Origin of the sequence: Kribbella sp. NPDC051936, from assembly GCF_040680955.1 — a bacterium.
Taxonomy (GTDB): domain Bacteria; phylum Actinomycetota; class Actinomycetes; order Propionibacteriales; family Kribbellaceae; genus Kribbella.
In genome coordinates, this window is the sequence record NZ_JBFAXS010000004.1 from 109,155 (window position 1) to 126,813 (window position 17,659).

The following is a 17,659-nucleotide window of genomic DNA, read 5'->3' on the forward strand; positions in this document are numbered from 1 at the left end:
GACAACCCGCCCCGCAAGGCTCAACCCCGTCGTCCTTCCGCTACGGACAGTGGTCGCACCGTCCCACCCCGCCCCGAGTCCACCCGCGAACGCCTCCTCCGCAAGGCCCGCGAAGAGCAGGAACGCGCACGGGCCGCGGCGGCTCCACGCCCAGTGAAGAAGGCCGCGTCGAAGAGGCCTTCCAGTGGTACGCCGGCAGCTCGCAAGCAGGCTCAGCCGACCGGAGCCGCCAAGCGCCCGGTCAAGAAGACTGCGAAGCGCCCGGTCAAGAAGACGGCCTCGGCGAAGAAGCGGCCGCCGCAGAACAGGCCTCGGCCGCGGCCGAAGAAGCGCCGGGTGAAGAAGCCGCCGCGGATGCTGCGGCTCGGGCGGCCGGCGTTGCGGTTGCGGATGACGTTCGGCGTGATGGCGTTCGTGCTGTCGCTGTTCGCCGGGCGGCTCGTGCTGCTCCAGGGCGTGGACCCGGACAGCTACGCGCAGGCGGCGACCAAGGAGAACGCCCGCTCGTTCACCCTGCACGCCAACCGCGGCACCATCACCGACCGCAACGGCGTCGAGCTCGCGGTCACCGAGGACGCGGTCGCGATCACCGCGGACCCGCAGCAGACGAAGCCGGTGGCCCAGCAGCTGGCCGCGATCCTGGCCCCGAAGCTCCCCGGGACGACCGCCGCGAAGCTCGTCGCGGCGATGTCCGGCCCCGGCCGCTTCGAGTACCTGGCCCGCCAGGTCAGCCCGACCGTGTGGACCGCGATCCAGGCCGAGATCAAGGCCGCGAACGCGCCCATCGCCGAGCAGAACAAGGGCAAGCCGAAGGAGCAGCAGGCGCCGCTGCTGGCCGGCCTCTACACCGAGGAAGACCCGATCCGCAGCCACCCGAACGGCAGCATCGCGGCCACCCTGGTCGGCGTCACCGGCGCCGACGGCAAGGGCCAGTCCGGGCTCGAGTACGGCCTGAACGCGAAGCTGTCCGGCAAGGACGGCCAGGCGATGTACGAGGTCGATGCCAAGGGCAACAAGATCCCGAACGCGAACCACACCGTGCAGGAACCGAAGCCCGGTCTCGGCGTCGAGCTGACCCTGGACACCGACCTGCAGTACTTCGCGCAGAAGCGGATCGAGAAGGCGGTGCGGGACTACAAGGCCAGCTCCGGCACGGTGGTCGTGATGGACGTGAAGTCCGGCGAGCTGATGGCGATGGCGAACTACCCGACGTTCGACCCGAACACGAAGTACAAGGCGTCCGAACTGAACAACCCGGCGCTGGAGCGCAGCTACGAGCCGGGTTCGGTGCAGAAGGTGGTCACGATGGCCGCCCTCGCCGACGCCGGGATCATCGACCTGAACACCAAGCTGCAGGTCCCCGGCAGCATCGACGTGCAGCGCCGGATCATCAAGGACCACTGGTCGCACGACACCATGAACCTGACCATCTCCGGGGTGATCGCGAAGTCGTCGAACGTCGGCACGATCATGGCCGCGCAGAAGATGCCGATCGCGCAGTTCGTGAAGTACCTGCACGACTTCGGTTTCGGCGAGCCGACCGGCCTGAACTTCCCGGGCGAGACCAAGGGCCTGCTGACGCCGGGTGACGAGTGGCCCGAGCTGACCCGGTCGAACGTGGCGTTCGGCCAGGGCCTCTCGGTGAACGCCGTTCAGGAGACCGCCGCGGTGAACGCGGTGGCGAACGGCGGCGTCTACGTGCCGCCGAAGCTGGTCCGCAACTACGTCGACGCCAACGGCGCCAAGATCCCGAACCAGACCGCCCCGGCCCGTCGCGTGGTGAGCGAGAAGGCGGCCAAGGAGGTCACCACGATGATGGAGGCGGTGACCGCGAAGAAGGGCACCGCGCCGCAGGCCGCGATCGACGGCTACCTGGTGGCCGGCAAGACCGGTACCGCCCAGCAGGTCGTTCCCGGGACCGGCAAGTACGGCAACTGGGCGACTTCTTTCGCCGGATTCGCCCCGGCCGACAACCCACGGTTCGTGACGTACGTCGTACTGCACGATCCCCAGGGTGCCCGGGGTGGTGGTCTCCAAGGAGGACCGGTGTTCCGAGACGTGATGAGCTACGCGTTGCAGAAGTACGTCGTACCGCCGACGGGTGCGACGCAGCCGAACATCCCGCTGACGTGGAAGTGACGCCCAGCCTGGTGACACACAGTCTGGTGACGCAGGGTCAGATAGGAGTCACGGGGCCTGGAGCGGTAGCCTCAGGGCCCGTGTCCACCCCTACCGCCGCCGGCGGCGCGGTCGCAGCGATCAGGCCACGGCACGTCGTGCCGGTCAGCCTCGCCGACCTCGCGAACGTCGCCCGAACACAACCTCCGGCAGAGTCGCCGGTGGCAGTGACCGGCGTTTCCCTCGACTCGCGTTCCGTCCTTCCCGGCGACCTGTACGCCGCTTTGCCCGGTGCGGTCACGCACGGTGCGGAGTTCGTCGCACGCGCCCAGCAAGCGGGGGCGGTCGCCGTCCTGACCGACCCGGCCGGAGCGGACCGCGCCGCGGCCACGGGCCTTCCGGTGCTGGTCGTCGACAAGCCGCGCGGCGTGCTCGGAGCGGTCGCGTCCTGCGTGTACGGCGAGCCGACCAGCGCGCTCCGGCTGCTCGGTGTGACCGGCACGAACGGCAAGACGACCACGAGCTTCCTGCTGGACTCCGTGCTCCGGGAGCTCGGCCCGACGGCGCTCATCGGGACGATCCAGACCCGCATCGGCGACGAGGTCGTGAAGAGCGTCCGGACCACCCCGGAGGCCACCGACCTGCAGGCGCTGTTCGCGGTGATGCGGGAGCAGTCCGTGGCCTGGTGCTCGATGGAGGTGTCGAGTCACGCGCTGGCGATGGGCCGCGTCGACGGCGCGCGCTACGCGGTCGCCGGGTTCCTCAACCTCACGCAGGACCATCTGGACTTCCACAAGACGTTCGAGGACTACTTCCAGGCGAAGGCCTCGTTGTTCACCCCGGAGCGGTGCGATGTCGCCGTGGTGACGATCGACGACGAGTACGGGCGCCGGCTCGCGGCGCAGACCGTCGTACCGACCGTCACCGTGTCGACGAAGGGCGACGCCGACTGGACCGTCGCGGGCCTGCACCGGTCGGAACACGGCGGCACGATGATCGACGTCCGGGGCCCGGGCGAAGCGTTCACGGTAGAGATCGCCCTGCCCGGTGACTTCAACGTCGCCAACGCGCTGCTCGCGACCGCGATGCTGCGGCAGGTCGGCGTACCGGTCGAGACGATCGCGGCCGGGCTGCGGACGGCGAGTGTGCCGGGGCGGATGGAGACGTTCACCCGCGCGGACGGTCTGGCGGTGATCGTGGACTACGCGCACACGCCGGACGCGGTCGCGCTGGCGCTGCGGGCCGCGCGCGGCGCGACCAAGGGCCGGCTGTTCGCGGTCGTGGGCTGCGGCGGCGACCGGGACCCGTGGAAGCGGCCCGCGATGGGCGCCGAGGCCGCCCGGGCGGCGGACGTGGTGATCATCACCGACGACAACCCGCGCAGCGAGGACCCGGCGGCGATCCGCGCCGCCGCGCTGGCCGGCGCGCGGGACGCCGTACCGCAGGTGGACCTGCACGAGATCGGCGACCGGCGGCGGGCGATCGCGTCCGCGATCGAGCTGGCCGGCCCGGGCGACACCGTCGTCGTCCTCGGGAAGGGTCATGAGACAGGCCAGGACGTCGGCGGCGTGATCCACCCGTTCGACGACCGCGAAACCGTGCGTGAGTTGCTGGAGGCAAACCGGTGATCCCTGTCAGTTGCGGCGAGATCGCCGACGCCGTCCGCGGTGAGCTCGTGGGCGCCGAGCCCACGGCCGTCGTGGATGGCGCGGTGGTGATCGACTCCCGGGCGGCGGGACCGGGCGGCCTGTTCGTCGCCCTGCCCGGCGAGCGCGTCGACGGCCACGACTTCGTCGGTACGGCGACCGCGGCCGGCGTCACCGTCTCGCTCACCACCCGGCCGGTCGAGGGCAGCCCCTGCATCGTCGTCGACGACGCGCAGCGGGCGCTCGGCGACCTGGCCCGGTTCGTGATCGGCAAGCTGCCCGGCCTGACGGTGATCGCGCTGACCGGGTCCTCGGGCAAGACCAGCACCAAGGACCTGATCGGCCAGCTGATCAGTCCGTACGGCGAGACCGTGGTGCCGGAGGGCTCGTTCAACAACGAGATCGGACACCCGCTGACCGCGCTCCAGGCGACCGTCGCGACCAAGTACCTGATCGCCGAGATGGGTGTCCGGAGCCTGGGCGACATCACCTACCTGACCGGGATCACGCCGCCGCAGGTCGGCCTGGTGCTGAACGTCGGCACCTCGCACATCGGCAAGCTCGGGTCCCAGGACAACATCGCGCTCGCCAAGGGCGAGCTGATCGAGGCCGTCAGGCCGGGCGGCATCGCGATCCTGAACGCCGACGACCACCGGGTGGCCGCGATGCGGAGCCGGACGACCGAGCGGGTGCTGACCTTCGGCGAGGCGCCCGAGGCCGACGTCCGGGCCACGGACGTCAAGATCGACGGCGAGGGGCGGCCCGCGTTCACGCTGCACATCGGCGACTTCGGCGCGGACGTCGGGTTGCGGTTCATCGGCGAGCACTACGTGTCGAACGCGCTCGCCGCAGCTGCGGTCGGAGTCGCGATCGGTCTGACGCCGGAGCAGATCGCCGGCGGCCTGAACGCCGCCACCCGGGTGTCCGCGGCGCGGATGGAACTCACCGAGCGGCCGGACGGCGTCACCGTCATCAACGACGCCTTCAACGCGAACCCGGAGTCGACCCGCGCGGCGCTGAAGTCGCTGGCCGCCATCGGCCGGTCCCGCGGCGCGCGGACCTGGGCGGTGCTCGGCGAGATGCTCGAGCTCGGCGACGTCTCCGCCGACGAGCACGACGCGATCGGCCGGCTGGCCGTCCGGCTGGACGTGAACCGGCTGGTCGTGGTCGGCGAGGGCGCGAAGCCGATCCACCTCGGCGCATCGCTGGAAGGCTCGTGGGGCAACGAGTCCGCGTTCGTGGAGACCATCCCCGAGGCGCTGGAGTTGCTGCGCAAGGAGCTGCGCGCCGGTGACGTGGTGCTGGTGAAGTCCTCGAAGGCCGCCAAACTGCGCAGCCTCGCCGACGCCCTGCTGGAGGAACAGCAGTGATCTCGATCCTGTTCGGCGGCGCCGTCGCGATGGTGCTGACGCTGCTCGGCACCCGCTACGCGATCAAGTGGCTGGCCCGGCGCGGGTACGGCCAGGAGATCCGCGACGACGGCGTGAAGTCCCACCAGATCAAGCGCGGTACGCCGACCATGGGCGGCTTCGTCTTCATCATCGCGACCATCGTCGGGTACTTCGCGGCGAAGCTGTTCACGATGACGCCGCCGAGCGCCTCGGCGATCCTGGTGCTGTTCCTGTTCGCCGGGATGGGCGCGGTCGGGTTCCTGGACGACTTCATCAAGATCTTCCGGCAGCGCAGCCTCGGTCTGCGCAGCAAGGCGAAACTGGCCGGCCAGACGCTCGTCGCGGTGATCTTCGCGGTGCTCGCGCTGCAGTTCCCGGACGAGCGCGGCCAGCGGCCGGCGTCGCCGTTCATCTCGTTCATCCGCGACATCGGCTGGCTGGAGCTGCCGGCCATCCTGGTGATCATCTGGATCCTGCTGCTGATCGCCGGCATGTCGAACGGCGTGAACCTCGCCGACGGCCTGGACGGCCTGGCCACGGGCGCGTCGATGATGGTGTTCGGCGCCTACACGCTGATCTGCATCTGGCAGTTCAACCAGAGCTGCGCGACCGCCCAGGGCGTCGGCGCGAAGTGTTACGAAGTACGAGATCCGCACGATCTGGCCGTCGTCGCGGCATCCCTGACCGGTGCGCTGTTCGGCTTCCTGTGGTGGAACGCGTCGCCGGCCAAGATCTTCATGGGCGACACCGGTTCGCTGGGGCTCGGCGGCGCGCTGGCCGGCATGGCCGTGATGACCCGGACCGAGCTGCTGGTGCTGTTGCTCGGCGGCCTGTTCGTCGTCATCACCGCCTCGGTGATCCTGCAGGTCGGCTACTTCAAGATCACCAAACAGGCCACCGGCGTCGGTAAACGCCTGTTCCTGATCGCCCCGCTGCATCACCACTTCGAGATGCTCGGCTGGGAACAGGTGAACGTGGTGATCCGGTTCTGGATCATCCAGGGCCTGTGCGTCGTGATCGGACTCGGGGTCTTCTACGCGGAATGGGTGACCGGATGAGTCTCGAGACCCGCACGTCCGACGGTTGGGCGACGGCCCGGTTCGTGGTGCTCGGCTTCGGTACGGCGGGCTATGCCTGCGCCGACTCGCTGATCCAGGCCGGCGCCGAGCACCTCGTCGTCCTGGACGACCGCGACACCGAGGCGCTGCGCGAGAAGGCGCAGATCCTGGAGACGCTCGGGGCCACGATCACGCTCGGCCCGGGCAGCACGGCCGAGCTGCCGAAGGACGTCGACGTGGTCGTCACGTCGCCCGGCGTTCCGCCGCACGCGCCGCTGCTCGCGCAGGCCGCCGAGCGGGACGTGCCGATCTGGAGCGAGATCGAGCTGGCCTGGCGGCTGCGCGACCCGGAGCACGCGGCGCCGTGGCTGTGCATCACCGGCACCAACGGCAAGACCACGACCGTGCAGATGCTGACCGCGATGCTGGCGGCGGCCGGCCACCGTGCCGTTGCCGCGGGCAACGTCGGGCTGCCGCTGCTGGAGGCGGTCATGGACCCCGAGCCGTACGACGTGATCGCGGTCGAGCTGTCCAGCTACCAGCTGCACTACACGCACTCGATGTCGGCGCACGCGGCCGCCGTCCTGAACATCGCGCCGGACCATGTCGACTGGCACGGGTCGCTCGAGGCGTACGCGCAGGACAAGGGCCGGATCTACGAGAACTGCCAGGTCGCGTGCGTGTACAACGTCGCGGACCCGGCCACCGAGCACCTGGTCGAACAAGCCGACGTGATCGAGGGCTGCCGGGCGATCGGCTTCACCCTCGGTACGCCGGGACTGTCGATGCTCGGCCTGGTCGACGACCTGCTCGTCGACCGCGCGTTCGTGGAGCAGCGCAAGACGTCGGCGCTGGAGCTGGCCTCGATCGGCGACGTCACGCCGCCCGCTCCGCACAACGTCGCGAACGCGCTGGCAGCCGCCGCGCTGGCCCGCGCGTTCGGCGTCCCGGCGACCGCGATCCGCGACGGGCTGCGCGGGTTCCGGCCCGACAAGCACCGGATCGCACACGTCGCGGACGTTGCCGGGGTCAACTATGTCGACGACTCCAAGGCCACCAACCCGCACGCCGCGCAGGCGTCGCTGCTGGCCTACGAGCACGTGGTGTGGATCGCCGGCGGTCAGGCGAAGGGCGCGACGTTCGACGAGCTGGTGATCGCGGCGCGCAAGCGTTTGCGTGCGGTTGTCCTGCTCGGGCAGGACCGGGACGTGATCGCCCAAGCTCTGGAGCGACACGCACCGGATGTCCCGAGGATCGTCGTCGAGTCAACCGACACTGGTGCCATGGAGATCGTGGTGGGGGAGGCGGCGAAGCTCGCACAGGTGGGTGACACCGTGCTGCTCGCGCCCGGCTGCGCGTCCTGGGACATGTTCGCCAACTACGGAGCCCGCGGCGACGCCTTCGCCGAAGCCGTACGCCGACTGGGGTGATCGCGTGACGTCGATCGCGGATCAGCCGGACCAGAAGAAGCAGAGCGAGCGCCCGTGGATCGCGGCGATCAAGGAGGTCCTCGACCGCCCGCTGACGTCGTACCACATCGTGCTCGGGGCGACCGGCCTGCTGCTGGTGCTCGGCCTGATGATGGTGCTGTCGGCGTCCAGCGTGCTGTCGCTGCGCGCGAACGGGAACAGCTACACGATCTTCGTCCGGCAGCTGATCTGGGTCGGCGTCGGCCTCCCGATGGCGTACGTCGCCTCGCGGATGACGCCCCGGCACTTCCGCATGCTCGCGTACGTCGCGCTGCTCGGCTCCGTGTTCCTGCTGGTGCTCACCTACATCCCGGGTCTCGGCGTCGGGGTGAACGGCAACACCAACTGGCTGAACCTCGGCGGCCCGTTGCAGATCCAGCCGAGTGAGTTCGCCAAGCTCGCGATGGTGATGTGGTGTGCGGACCTGTATGCCCGCAAGGAGAAGCTGCTCACCCAGTGGAAGCACCTGCTGGTCCCGATGGTGCCGGTGTGCGGTCTGGTGATCGCGCTGGTCGTCGGGCAGCACGACCTCGGCACGGCGCTGGTGCTGATGGCGATCATGATCGGGCTGATCTGGGTGGTCGGCGCACCGACCCGCCTGTTCGTCGCGACGATCGCGGTCGTCGGCACCATCGCGACGTACTTCGTGATGACGGCCCAGCACCGGCTCGACCGGGTCACGTCGTTCATGAACCCGTTCGGCGACGCGTCCGGGATCGGCTGGCAGGCGTACCACTCGTTCTACGCGCTCTCGACCGGCGGCTGGTGGGGCGTCGGGATCGGCAACAGCCGGCAGAAGTGGGGCAACCTGCCGGAGGCGCACACCGACTTCATCTTCTCGGTCATCGGTGAGGAGCTCGGCCTGGTCGGGTCGCTCACCGTGCTCGCCCTGTTCCTCACCCTGGCCTACGCCGGGGTGCGGATCGCGACCCGGAACACCGAGCCGTTCGTCCGCTACGCGGCGGCCGGGATCACCATCTGGATCATGGCGCAGACGCTGGTCAACCTCGGCGCCGTGATCGGACTGCTACCCATCGTGGGTATCCCGCTCCCGCTTTTGTCGTACGGTGGTTCCGCATTGCTGCCGACGCTGATCGCGATCGGCATGCTGCTGTCCTTCGCGAAGGCCGAGCCCGGCGCGCAGGCCGCCCTGAAAGAAACCCGGCGGCCGCGTTTCGGCTGGCTGCCTTCGCGACGTACGTCGTACCAGTGAACCCGCGGGAGCGTTGAAAGCTGTGCCCAGCATCGTTCTGGCCGGCGGCGGTAGCGCCGGCCACACCTCACCCCTGATCGCCACCGCAGACGCCCTGCGCCGGATCGACCCGACGGTCGAGATCCTCGCCCTCGGGACCGAGCGCGGCCTCGAGACCCGCGTGGTCCCCGAGGCCGGGTACCGGCTGGAGTTGATCCCGCCGGTGCCGTTGCCGCGCAAGCCCACGCCGGCCCTGTTCGCCGTCCCCGGGAAGATGCTGTCCTCGGTGAGCGCCGCCCGCCGGATCCTGGACGAGGCGAAGGCGGACGTCCTGGTCGGCTTCGGCGGCTACGTGTCCACCCCGGCGTACGTCGCCGCCTGGCGGCGCAAGACGCCGATCGTCGTGCACGAGGGCAATGCGGTGCCGGGGATCGCGAACAAGTTCGCCGCCCGGTACTGCACCGAGCACGTGAAGACGTCGTTCCCGGGCAGCGACCTGCCGCACGCCGAGTACGTCGGCCTGCCGATCCGGCGGGCGATCTCGACGCTGGACCGGGCCGCGCGGCGCGCGGAGGCCCGGCAGTTCTTCGGCCTGGATCCGGACGCTCCGACGCTGTTCGTGACAGGCGGCTCGCAGGGTGCGCAGCGGATCAACGAGGCCGTCTCCGGCGCGGCCGCCGACCTGGCCGCGGCCGGGATCCAGGTGCTGCACGCGATCGGCCCGAAGAACACCCTCGAGGTGCCGCAGACGGGCGGGTACCCGTACGTGGTGCTGAACTACGTCGACCGGATGGACCTCGCCTACTCCGCTGCGGATCTGGTGGTGTGCCGCTCGGGTGCGAACACTGTCACCGAGGTGTCCGGTGTCGGCCTGCCCGCGATCTACGTTCCGCTGCCGATCGGTAACGGTGAGCAGCGGCTGAACGCGAAGCCGGTCGTCGACGTAGGGGGTGGTGTGTTGATCGACAACGCCGAGCTGACCGCGGACTGGGTGCGCGCGAACGTGCCCCAACTTCTGCTCGACCGCGAGCGTCTGACAGCTATGTCCACAGCTGCGACCGGTGTCATCCGGACCGACGCCGACGACCGATTGGCGCGGATCATCCTCGATGTGGTGGGGTCTGCTTCGTGATCGTCACCGCTCCTGACACGCTGTTACCGGCCGAGAAGCTGGGCAGGGTGCACTTCGTCGGTATCGGCGGCGCCGGCATGTCCGGGATCGCCCGGATCATGGCCTCCCGCGGCATCGAGGTGTCCGGGTCGGACGCCAAGGACGGCAAGGTGCTCGCCGCGCTCCGGGCGCTCGGTGCGACCTGCTGGGTCGGCCACGCCGCCGAGCACGTGAAGGACGCCGACACCGTGGTGGTGTCGACCGCGATCCGCGAGACCAACCCCGAGGTGGTCGCCGCCCGCGCGGCCGGGATCCCGATCCTGCCGCGGGCCGCCGCGCTCGCCTCGGTGATGGTCGGCCGCCGGACGCTGGCCGTGGCCGGCACGCACGGCAAGACCACCACCACGTCGATGCTCACGGTCGCGCTGCAGCACTGCGCCGCCGACCCGTCGTACGCGATCGGCGGCAACCTGAACGAGTCCGGGTCGAACGCGCACGACGGCACCGGCGACCTCTTCGTCGCCGAGGCCGACGAGTCGGACAAGTCGTTCCTGACCTACTCGCCCGAGGTGTCGATCGTCACGTCGGTCGAGCCGGACCACCTCGACAACTACGGCGACGAGGCCAGCTACCGCCAGGCCTTCGAGGAGTTCTGCGGCCGGGTGCTGCCCGGCGGGTTCATGGTGATCTGCCAGGACGACGCGGGCGCCCGGCAGCTGGCGTCGTTCGCGCGCGACCGCGGCATCGACGTCCGGACGTACGGCGAGGCCGACGACGCGGACCTGCACGTCACCGAGATCACCGCGACCGGGGCGACCCAGTCGTTCGTGCCGGTGTACCGCGGCCGCAAGCTGCCGGTCGTCCGGCTGCAGCAGGCGGGCAAGCACAACGCGCTGAACGCATCCGCGGCGCTGACCGTCGGGCTCGGGCTCGGGTTCTCTGCGGCCGACCTGGCCGAGGGCCTGGCGTCGTTCACCGGCACCGGCCGGCGGTTCGAGTTCAAGGGCCTCGAGGACGGCGTCCGGGTCTTCGACTCGTACGCGCACCACCCGACCGAGCTGGCCGTCGACCTGACCGCGGCCCGTCAGGTCGCGGGGGAGGGGCGCGTCGTCGCGTGCTTCCAGCCGCACCTGTTCAGCCGGACCCGGATCTTCGCGACCGAGTTCTCCGAGGCGCTGGCGCTGGCCGACGAGGTCGTGGTGATGGACGTGTTCGCGGCCCGGGAGGACCCGGAGCCCGGCGTCACCGGCGCGCTGATCGCCAACCACGTGCCGCTGAAGCCCGAGCAGGTGCGGTTCGAGCCGTCGTGGTCCGCCGTACCGCAGCTGGTCGCGGATCTCGCCGAGCCGGGCGACCTCGTCGTCACGCTGGGCGCGGGCGACGTGACGCTGATCGGCCCGGAAGTCGTTGGTTTGCTGGCCGAACGTGCTGCCACCCGCGAGTCTGCGCAGGAGACCCCCGAGCCTGTGGTGAAGTAAAAGCGTGGGGTACGTCGAATGAGCCAGAGCGTCGATCTCGCTCGGGCACAGCAGCGGTTCGCGCGCCGGCAACGGCTGGTGCGGTGGCGTAGCTGGTTGCCGTGGGCGGTCGGCGGCGGACTGGTCGTGCTGGCCGGTCTGGTCGTCTGGCTGTTCTACTTCTCCACGGCGTTCGCGGTCTCCGGGGTCCGGATCAGCGGCGCCGACACGGTGCCGGTGGCAACGATCGAGCAGGTCGCGGCCGCGCCGATCGGGACCCCGCTGGCGAAGGTCGACCTGCGGTCGATCGCGGAGCGGGTGCGCACCGTCCCGGCCGTCGCGGACGCGCAGGTGACCCGGGCGTGGCCGCGCAAGATCGTGATCGTGGTCACCGAACGGGTTCCGGTCGTGGTGGTCACCGACGGCTCGCAGTACGAGCTGGTGGACGCGACCGGTACGTCGTACCGGACGGTGCCGGACCGGCCGGCCGGACTGCCGGAGGCGAAGGTGACCGGTGCGCGGCGCGACGTCACGATCCACTCGGTGGTGACGGTCTCGGCCGCTCTGCCGGACACGTTGCGGGCGCAGGTGGGGTCGATCTCGGCAGCGTCGCCGGACTCGATCACCCTCAACCTCAGCTCCGGCGTGAAGGTCGTTTGGGGTAGTTCCGATGACAGCGAGCGCAAGGCCGGGGTACTGAGCGTGCTGATGAAGCGCGAGGCGAAGGTGTACGACGTCTCGGCGCCCGATCTCCCTGTCACCAAAGGCGAAAAGCGGTGACGGGACACATCGGCACCGTGCGGCGAGGCGCGTGGATTTTGGCGCGAAGCGTCCCGTATCGTGCGGCGTAATCTAAAGTTGACATAAGTCTAAGCATCCACTTGAGGTTCAGTCTTTTCGCTGGACAACGGGAAAGCAACGAGGCGAGAGGCGCGGACGTGGCGGCACCGCAGAACTACCTGGCACTCATCAAGGTCGTCGGCATCGGCGGAGGCGGCGTGAACGCCGTCAACCGGATGATCGAGCACGGTCTGAAGGGCGTTGAGTTCATCGCCATCAACACCGACGCACAGGCGTTGCTGATGAGCGACGCGGACGTCAAGCTCGACATCGGCCGCGAGGAGACCCGCGGCCTGGGCGCCGGTGCGAACCCGGCGATCGGGCAGAAGGCCGCGGAGGACCACGCGGAGGAGATCGAGGAGGCGCTGAAGGGCGCCGACATGGTCTTCGTCACCGCCGGCGAGGGCGGCGGCACCGGCACCGGCGGCGCGCCCGTGGTGGCGCGGATCGCCCGGTCGCTCGGCGCGCTGACCATCGGTGTGGTGACCCGGCCGTTCTCGTTCGAGGGCAAGCGCCGCGCCACCCAGGCCGAGGACGGCATCAGCACCCTCCGCGAGGAGGTGGACACGCTGATCGTGATCCCGAACGACCGGCTGCTGACCATCTCCGACCGCGCCGTGTCCGTGCTGGACGCGTTCAAGCAGGCCGACCAGGTGCTGCTGCAGGGTGTCTCCGGTATCACCGACCTGATCACCACGCCCGGTCTGATCAACGTGGACTTCGCCGACGTCAAGGCGGTCATGTCGAACGCCGGTTCGGCGCTGATGGGCATCGGCTCGTCGCGCGGCGAGGACCGCGCGGTCGCGGCCGCCGAGGCGGCCATCTCGTCACCGTTGCTGGAGGCAAGTATCGAGGGCGCGCACGGCGTCCTGCTGTCGATCGCGGGCGGTTCCGACCTGGGCCTGTTCGAGATCAACGAGGCGGCGCAACTGGTGTCGGAGTCCGCGCACTCGGACGCGAACATCATCTTCGGCGCGGTCATCGACGACGCCCTCGGCGACGAGGTGCGGGTCACGGTGATCGCGGCCGGCTTCGACGGCGGGATGCCGAAGCGCCGCGAACAGGCCATGAACCAGGCCAGACCGCAGGCCACCCGCCCGACCTACTCGGCGCCGATGTCCGGCGGCGCGACCCCACCGGCCCAGCAGGCAGTCCAGCAAGCGGGCCAGCCCACTACGCCACCGCCGGCCACCAGCCAGCCGCCGGCGGGCCAGCCCGCGACGAGCCAGCCCACTGCGGGCCAGCCCGGCGCGAGCCAGTTCGGCGCCGGTCAGCCCGGCGCGGGGCAGCCGGGCGCGGGGCAGGCAGGGACCGGAGGCCAGCCCTCCCAGGCAGCCCCGACCCAGCCTTCTCCGGCGTCACCAGCACCCCAGGGTCAGCAGCAGGCTCCAGCACCTTCGTCCGCCCCGACAGACGAAACGATCCCGGTCCCGGCCCCGACCGAACCGCGCGTGGGTACGACGAACTCGGCCCGCCCCGTGCAGAACGGTCAGCAGTCCGCCCAGCCGGCCCCGCACACCCCGGCCTCGCCGTCGACCCAGCACTCCTGGCCGACGCACGGCCCCAGCAACTCCACCAGCGGCGCCGCCACCCCCAAGCCCAAGAAGCCCGAGCCCGAGGAAGACCTCGACATCCCGGACTTCCTCAAGTAGGACGCCGCACCACCCGAGCGCCCACCAGCCATCGCGAAGACGGCCGGTGGGCGCTCACTTTGTGCCGGACGACGGCTGCCGCGGCCGATACACCGACACGACGACGCCGTAGCGCGACGCACCCGCACCGGCGTCCTCGAGCTCACCGACCATCCGGTCCAGCGTCGCTGCAAGTTCCGCGGCCTGCTCGGCGGTCAGCCGCAGGTTCCGCACGGTGAACGCCGGGACGTCATCGGCCGTCTCCAGTTCGGCCGCGACCGCCTGCAGCGACACGGCATGGCTCGCCCGGGCGCCTTCACCGACGAAGTCGAACCGTCGCACCGAACGCCGGTAGTACTGCTCGGTCCCGCCGCGCACCTGCCGGGTCTCGGCTACGTGCACCATCCCGGCGTCACGCAGCACCCCCAGATGGTGGGCGACGTTGCCCTTCGCCGTGCCCAGCGCCGCGGCGAGCTGGCTGATCGTGGCCGCCTCCTGCCCGAGCGCGAACAGCAGACGGTGCCGCAAGGGGTGCCCGAGAGCCTTGAACTGCGCGGCCGTCGACACCTCCAGGTGGTCGGAGATCTCGCTCATGACGAAAGCGTCGAAGATTATTGACGCTTTGTCAAACCCCGTGCTTCACTCCTGCTCATGCGAACCGAAGAGATCAGGGCAGTGCTGGACCGGCTGGGCGCGTTGGTCGCCCTGCACTACGTCTTTCCCGAGACCGGCCGCGAGATCGCGGACCGGCTCGCCGCGGCGACCGCCGAAGGGCGCTACGACGCGTTCGGGGCGCCGGAGGAGCTCGCGCAGCGCGTCACCGCCGACCTGCAGATCGGCAACCAGGACAAGCATCTGCGGCTCAAGTACCACCGCGACGGGCTGCCGGACGAGACCGATCCGGTGGCGGAGGAAGCGCACTGGCGCCGCAGGGCAGAGCTCGACGCCGGCGGGATGGCCCGGGTCGAGCGGCTGGACGGCAATATCGGCCTGCTGGAGATCCGGCCGTTGCTGTATCCGCCCGAGCACGCCGCCCCGGTGATCACGGCGGCGATGACGCTGCTCGCGTCGACCGACGCGCTGGTGATCGATCTGCGCCGCTGCGTGGGCGGGTCGCCCGACCAGGTCGCCCTCGTCTGCAGCTATCTCCTCGCGTCCGACGAGCCGATCCATCTGCAGGATCTGCTCACGCCGGCCGACGGAACGATCCGGCAGTTCTGGACCGCGCCGTACGTGCCGGGTCCGCGCTACGACGGCAGCAAGCCGATCTGGGTGCTCACCAGCTCGGCGACCTTCTCCGGCGGCGAGGAGCTGGCGTACAACCTGCAGCAGTTCGGGCGCGCGGTCGTCGTCGGTGAGCGGACGGGTGGCGGCGCGCATGCTCGTCGTGGATTCAAGCTGCACGAGCAGCTCGAAGCGACGGTGCCGGTGGTGCGGTCGGTGAACGCGGTGTCGGGAACCAACTGGGAAGGCACCGGCATCACGCCCGACGTCGACGTGCCTGCGGACCTGGCCCTGACCGAGGCTTACCGGCGGGCAGCTGAGCACGTGATCGGGCTGCCGGCGGACAGTGCGCGCAATGATGTGACCGACGAGGCGCGGACGGTGCTGAGTCCGGCGGTCGCCGCTGGGTAATCTTCAGTCGTGTTCGGCTACGACGAGGAACTCTCCGCCGCCCGGGTCGCCTTCACCGATCGTTTCGGTGGCGCCAGCCAACCGCCGTACGGCGAACTGAACCTGGGCAGTGCCTCGGGTCCGGACGTCGAGGGCGTCACCGCCAACTTCCGGCTGGTCGCGGCGGAGTTCGGTGTGCCGGCGGAGAACGTCGTGCGGGTCAGCCAGGTGCACGGCCGTGACGTCCATGTCGTCGGACCGGACGACGAGCTGCCGATCCAGCCGATGCCGCGGGCCGACGGGCTGGTCACGACCCGCTCCGACGTCGTCCTGGCGGTCCGCGCCGCCGACTGTCTGCCGGTGCTGCTGTCCGGCGGCGGCGTGATCGGCGCCGCGCACTCCGGCCGCAAGGGCATGTACGTCGGCATCGTCCCGGCGACCGTCGACGCGATGCGGGAGCTCGGTGCCTCGCGGATCACCGCCGTGCTCGGGCCGTACGCGTGCGGCAACTGCTACGAGGTCCCCGAAGAGATGCGCGCCGAGGTCGCCGAGCGGGTGCCGGCGTCGTACTCGGAGACGAGCTGGGGGACGCCCGCGATCGACGTTGCCGCCGGCGTCCAGGCACAGCTCGCCGAGCTCGGCGTCGAGGTGATCGACGCGACCGCGTGCACGATCGAATCCCCGCACCTGTACTCGTACCGCCGCGAAGGTCCGCAGAGCGGGCGGATGGCGGGACTGATCCGGAAGCGGGTCACGCCGTGAGCACTCGCGCCGACGAACTCCGGGCGAACCTGGAGCAGGTGCAGGAGCGGATCGAGAAGGCCTGTCAGGCGGCCGGGAGGGGCCGGGACGAGGTCACCCTCGTGGCGATCACCAAAACCTTCCCCATCAGCGACGTACGGGCGCTCGCGGCCCTCGGGGTGACCGACGTCGGGGAGAACCGTGAGCAGGAGCTGAAGGCGAAGGCGCCGGACTGCCCGGACCTCAGCTGGCACTTCGTCGGCCAGTTGCAGTCCAAGAAGGCCCGGTCGGTCGTGCGCTACGCGTCGGTCGTGCACTCGGTCGACCGGGATTCGCTCGTCGACGCGCTGTCGAAGGCGGCCGTCGCGGAAGCGAAGACGGTGCGGTGCCTGATCCAGGTGAGCCTCGCGGCGTACGGCTCCGCGGACGCGGCGAGCGGTGCGATCCGCGGCGGCGTCGAGCCGTCCGCCGTACCGGCGCTGGCCACGCGGATCGCGGCGGCGGAGGGTCTCGAGCTCGGGGGAGTGATGGCGGTCGCGCCGCTCGGATCGGACCCGGACGAAGCCTTCGCCGGGCTGCGTGACGTAGCCTCGCGGCTACGCTCCGAACACCCCGGCGCGGACTGGATCTCGGCCGGGATGACCGGCGATCTGGAGGCCGCGATCAAGCACGGTGCGACACACGTCCGGCTCGGGCGCGCATTACTCGGTACGCGCACTCCGCTGGGTTAGTGTCGACATCGAGCGGGTTTTGCTTCCTGCTCACTGTTGTCGTCGAGTTGCCGTAGAACCGGATCGAGGTGCTGGAGGGCCATGAGCGGCGCGCTGCGCAAGATGGGTGTGTACCTCGGCTTGGTCGAAGACGGGGAGCGTTACAACGCCCGCTACGACGACACGTACGACGACGAGTACGACGACGAGTACGACGAAGCCGTCGACGGGGACTCCCACGAGGCCGAGCCGGCGCCCGCCGGCCGGGAGAGCCGCGAGCCGCGTGACCATCGCGAGGATCGCCAGGACCGCACGGACCTGGGCGGCGCCACGGTCAGCAAGTTCCCAGACCGGCGCGGGGTCGCGCCGTCCCCGGAGGTTACCGAGTTGGCCCGCATCACCACCGTGCACCCGCGCAGCTACAACGAGGCGCGCGTCATCGGTGAGCACTTCCGCGACGGGACGCCCGTCATCATGAACCTGACCGAGATGGACCACGCCGACGCCAAGCGGCTGGTGGACTTCGCGGCCGGCCTGATCTTCTGCTGCCGGGGCTCGATCGAGCGGATCACCACCAAGGTGTTCCTGGTCTGCCCGCCGAACGTGACGGTGGCCGCGGAGGAGAAGGAAAAGATCGCTGCGGACGGGTTCTACAACCAGAGCTGAGGCCGGCGCTTCCGC

Annotated in this window: 14 protein-coding genes and 1 pseudogene; 14 read left to right on the top strand and 1 reads right to left on the bottom strand. The window is 70.3% G+C overall.

Features of this window, described 5'->3' with window-relative positions; all coding sequences use genetic code 11:
- Positions 1 to 153: 153 nt before the first annotated feature.
- From AB0L64_RS14560 to ftsZ, 10 genes and pseudogenes are all read left to right on the top strand, one after another.
- Positions 154 to 2,139, top strand: coding sequence for a penicillin-binding transpeptidase domain-containing protein (locus AB0L64_RS14560; RefSeq protein WP_363710621.1), 1,986 nt, complete (start codon positions 154 to 156; stop codon positions 2,137 to 2,139).
- 137 nt (positions 2,140 to 2,276) lie between these two features.
- Positions 2,277 to 3,746 carry a UDP-N-acetylmuramoyl-L-alanyl-D-glutamate--2,6-diaminopimelate ligase gene (locus AB0L64_RS14565; RefSeq protein WP_363711133.1) on the top strand — a complete coding sequence of 490 codons (1,470 nt, stop codon included), beginning with the start codon at positions 2,277 to 2,279 and terminating at the stop codon, positions 3,744 to 3,746.
- Positions 3,743 to 5,134 carry a UDP-N-acetylmuramoyl-tripeptide--D-alanyl-D-alanine ligase gene (murF, locus tag AB0L64_RS14570; protein ID WP_363710622.1) on the top strand — a complete coding sequence of 464 codons (1,392 nt, stop codon included), beginning with the start codon at positions 3,743 to 3,745 and terminating at the stop codon, positions 5,132 to 5,134. The genes AB0L64_RS14565 and murF overlap by 4 nt, the downstream gene beginning before the upstream one ends.
- Entirely contained in the window at positions 5,131 to 6,213 is a 1,083-nt protein-coding gene (gene mraY, locus AB0L64_RS14575) for a phospho-N-acetylmuramoyl-pentapeptide-transferase (protein ID WP_355480101.1), read from the top strand. The genes murF and mraY overlap by 4 nt, the downstream gene beginning before the upstream one ends.
- Positions 6,210 to 7,643: a UDP-N-acetylmuramoyl-L-alanine--D-glutamate ligase gene (murD, locus tag AB0L64_RS14580; protein ID WP_363710623.1), complete on the top strand. Its 1,434-nt coding sequence runs from the start codon at positions 6,210 to 6,212 to the stop codon at positions 7,641 to 7,643. The genes mraY and murD overlap by 4 nt, the downstream gene beginning before the upstream one ends.
- A 4-nt stretch (positions 7,644 to 7,647) precedes the next feature.
- Positions 7,648 to 8,895 carry a putative lipid II flippase FtsW gene (gene ftsW / locus AB0L64_RS14585; RefSeq protein WP_359933427.1) on the top strand — a complete coding sequence of 416 codons (1,248 nt, stop codon included), beginning with the start codon at positions 7,648 to 7,650 and terminating at the stop codon, positions 8,893 to 8,895.
- 22 nt (positions 8,896 to 8,917) lie between these two features.
- Complete coding sequence (gene murG / locus AB0L64_RS14590; RefSeq protein WP_363710624.1) at positions 8,918 to 10,006, top strand: undecaprenyldiphospho-muramoylpentapeptide beta-N-acetylglucosaminyltransferase; 1,089 nt, start codon at positions 8,918 to 8,920, stop codon at positions 10,004 to 10,006.
- A complete protein-coding gene (gene murC, locus AB0L64_RS14595; RefSeq protein WP_363710625.1) occupies positions 10,003 to 11,463 on the top strand; it encodes a UDP-N-acetylmuramate--L-alanine ligase in 1,461 nt (486 codons plus the stop codon). The genes murG and murC overlap by 4 nt, the downstream gene beginning before the upstream one ends.
- A gap of 18 nt (positions 11,464 to 11,481) precedes the next feature.
- On the top strand, positions 11,482 to 12,222 hold the full coding sequence (locus AB0L64_RS14600) for an FtsQ-type POTRA domain-containing protein (protein WP_363710626.1): 741 nt from the start codon (positions 11,482 to 11,484) through the stop codon (positions 12,220 to 12,222).
- Between the two features lie 101 nt (positions 12,223 to 12,323).
- Positions 12,324 to 13,349: pseudogene (ftsZ, locus tag AB0L64_RS14605) on the top strand (cell division protein FtsZ); the annotation flags it as partial.
- A gap of 639 nt (positions 13,350 to 13,988) precedes the next feature.
- Here ftsZ and AB0L64_RS14610 read toward each other — a convergent pair.
- Entirely contained in the window at positions 13,989 to 14,507 is a 519-nt protein-coding gene (locus tag AB0L64_RS14610) for an ArsR family transcriptional regulator (protein ID WP_363710627.1), read from the bottom strand.
- Positions 14,508 to 14,564: 57 nt separating this feature from the next.
- On the opposite strand from AB0L64_RS14610, the gene AB0L64_RS14615 reads away from it, so the two are divergent.
- From AB0L64_RS14615 to sepF, 4 genes are all read left to right on the top strand, one after another.
- A complete protein-coding gene (locus AB0L64_RS14615; RefSeq protein ID WP_363710628.1) occupies positions 14,565 to 15,548 on the top strand; it encodes a S41 family peptidase in 984 nt (327 codons plus the stop codon).
- A gap of 9 nt (positions 15,549 to 15,557) precedes the next feature.
- Positions 15,558 to 16,289 (top strand): peptidoglycan editing factor PgeF, encoded by a 732-nt coding sequence (gene pgeF / locus AB0L64_RS14620; protein ID WP_363710629.1) that lies wholly within the window; start codon positions 15,558 to 15,560, stop codon positions 16,287 to 16,289.
- Positions 16,286 to 16,999, top strand: coding sequence for a YggS family pyridoxal phosphate-dependent enzyme (locus AB0L64_RS14625; RefSeq protein WP_363710630.1), 714 nt, complete (start codon positions 16,286 to 16,288; stop codon positions 16,997 to 16,999). Before pgeF ends, AB0L64_RS14625 begins: the two co-directional genes overlap by 4 nt.
- An 81-nt stretch (positions 17,000 to 17,080) precedes the next feature.
- Positions 17,081 to 17,644, top strand: coding sequence for a cell division protein SepF (sepF, locus tag AB0L64_RS14630; protein ID WP_363710631.1), 564 nt, complete (start codon positions 17,081 to 17,083; stop codon positions 17,642 to 17,644).
- Positions 17,645 to 17,659 lie beyond the last annotated feature (15 nt).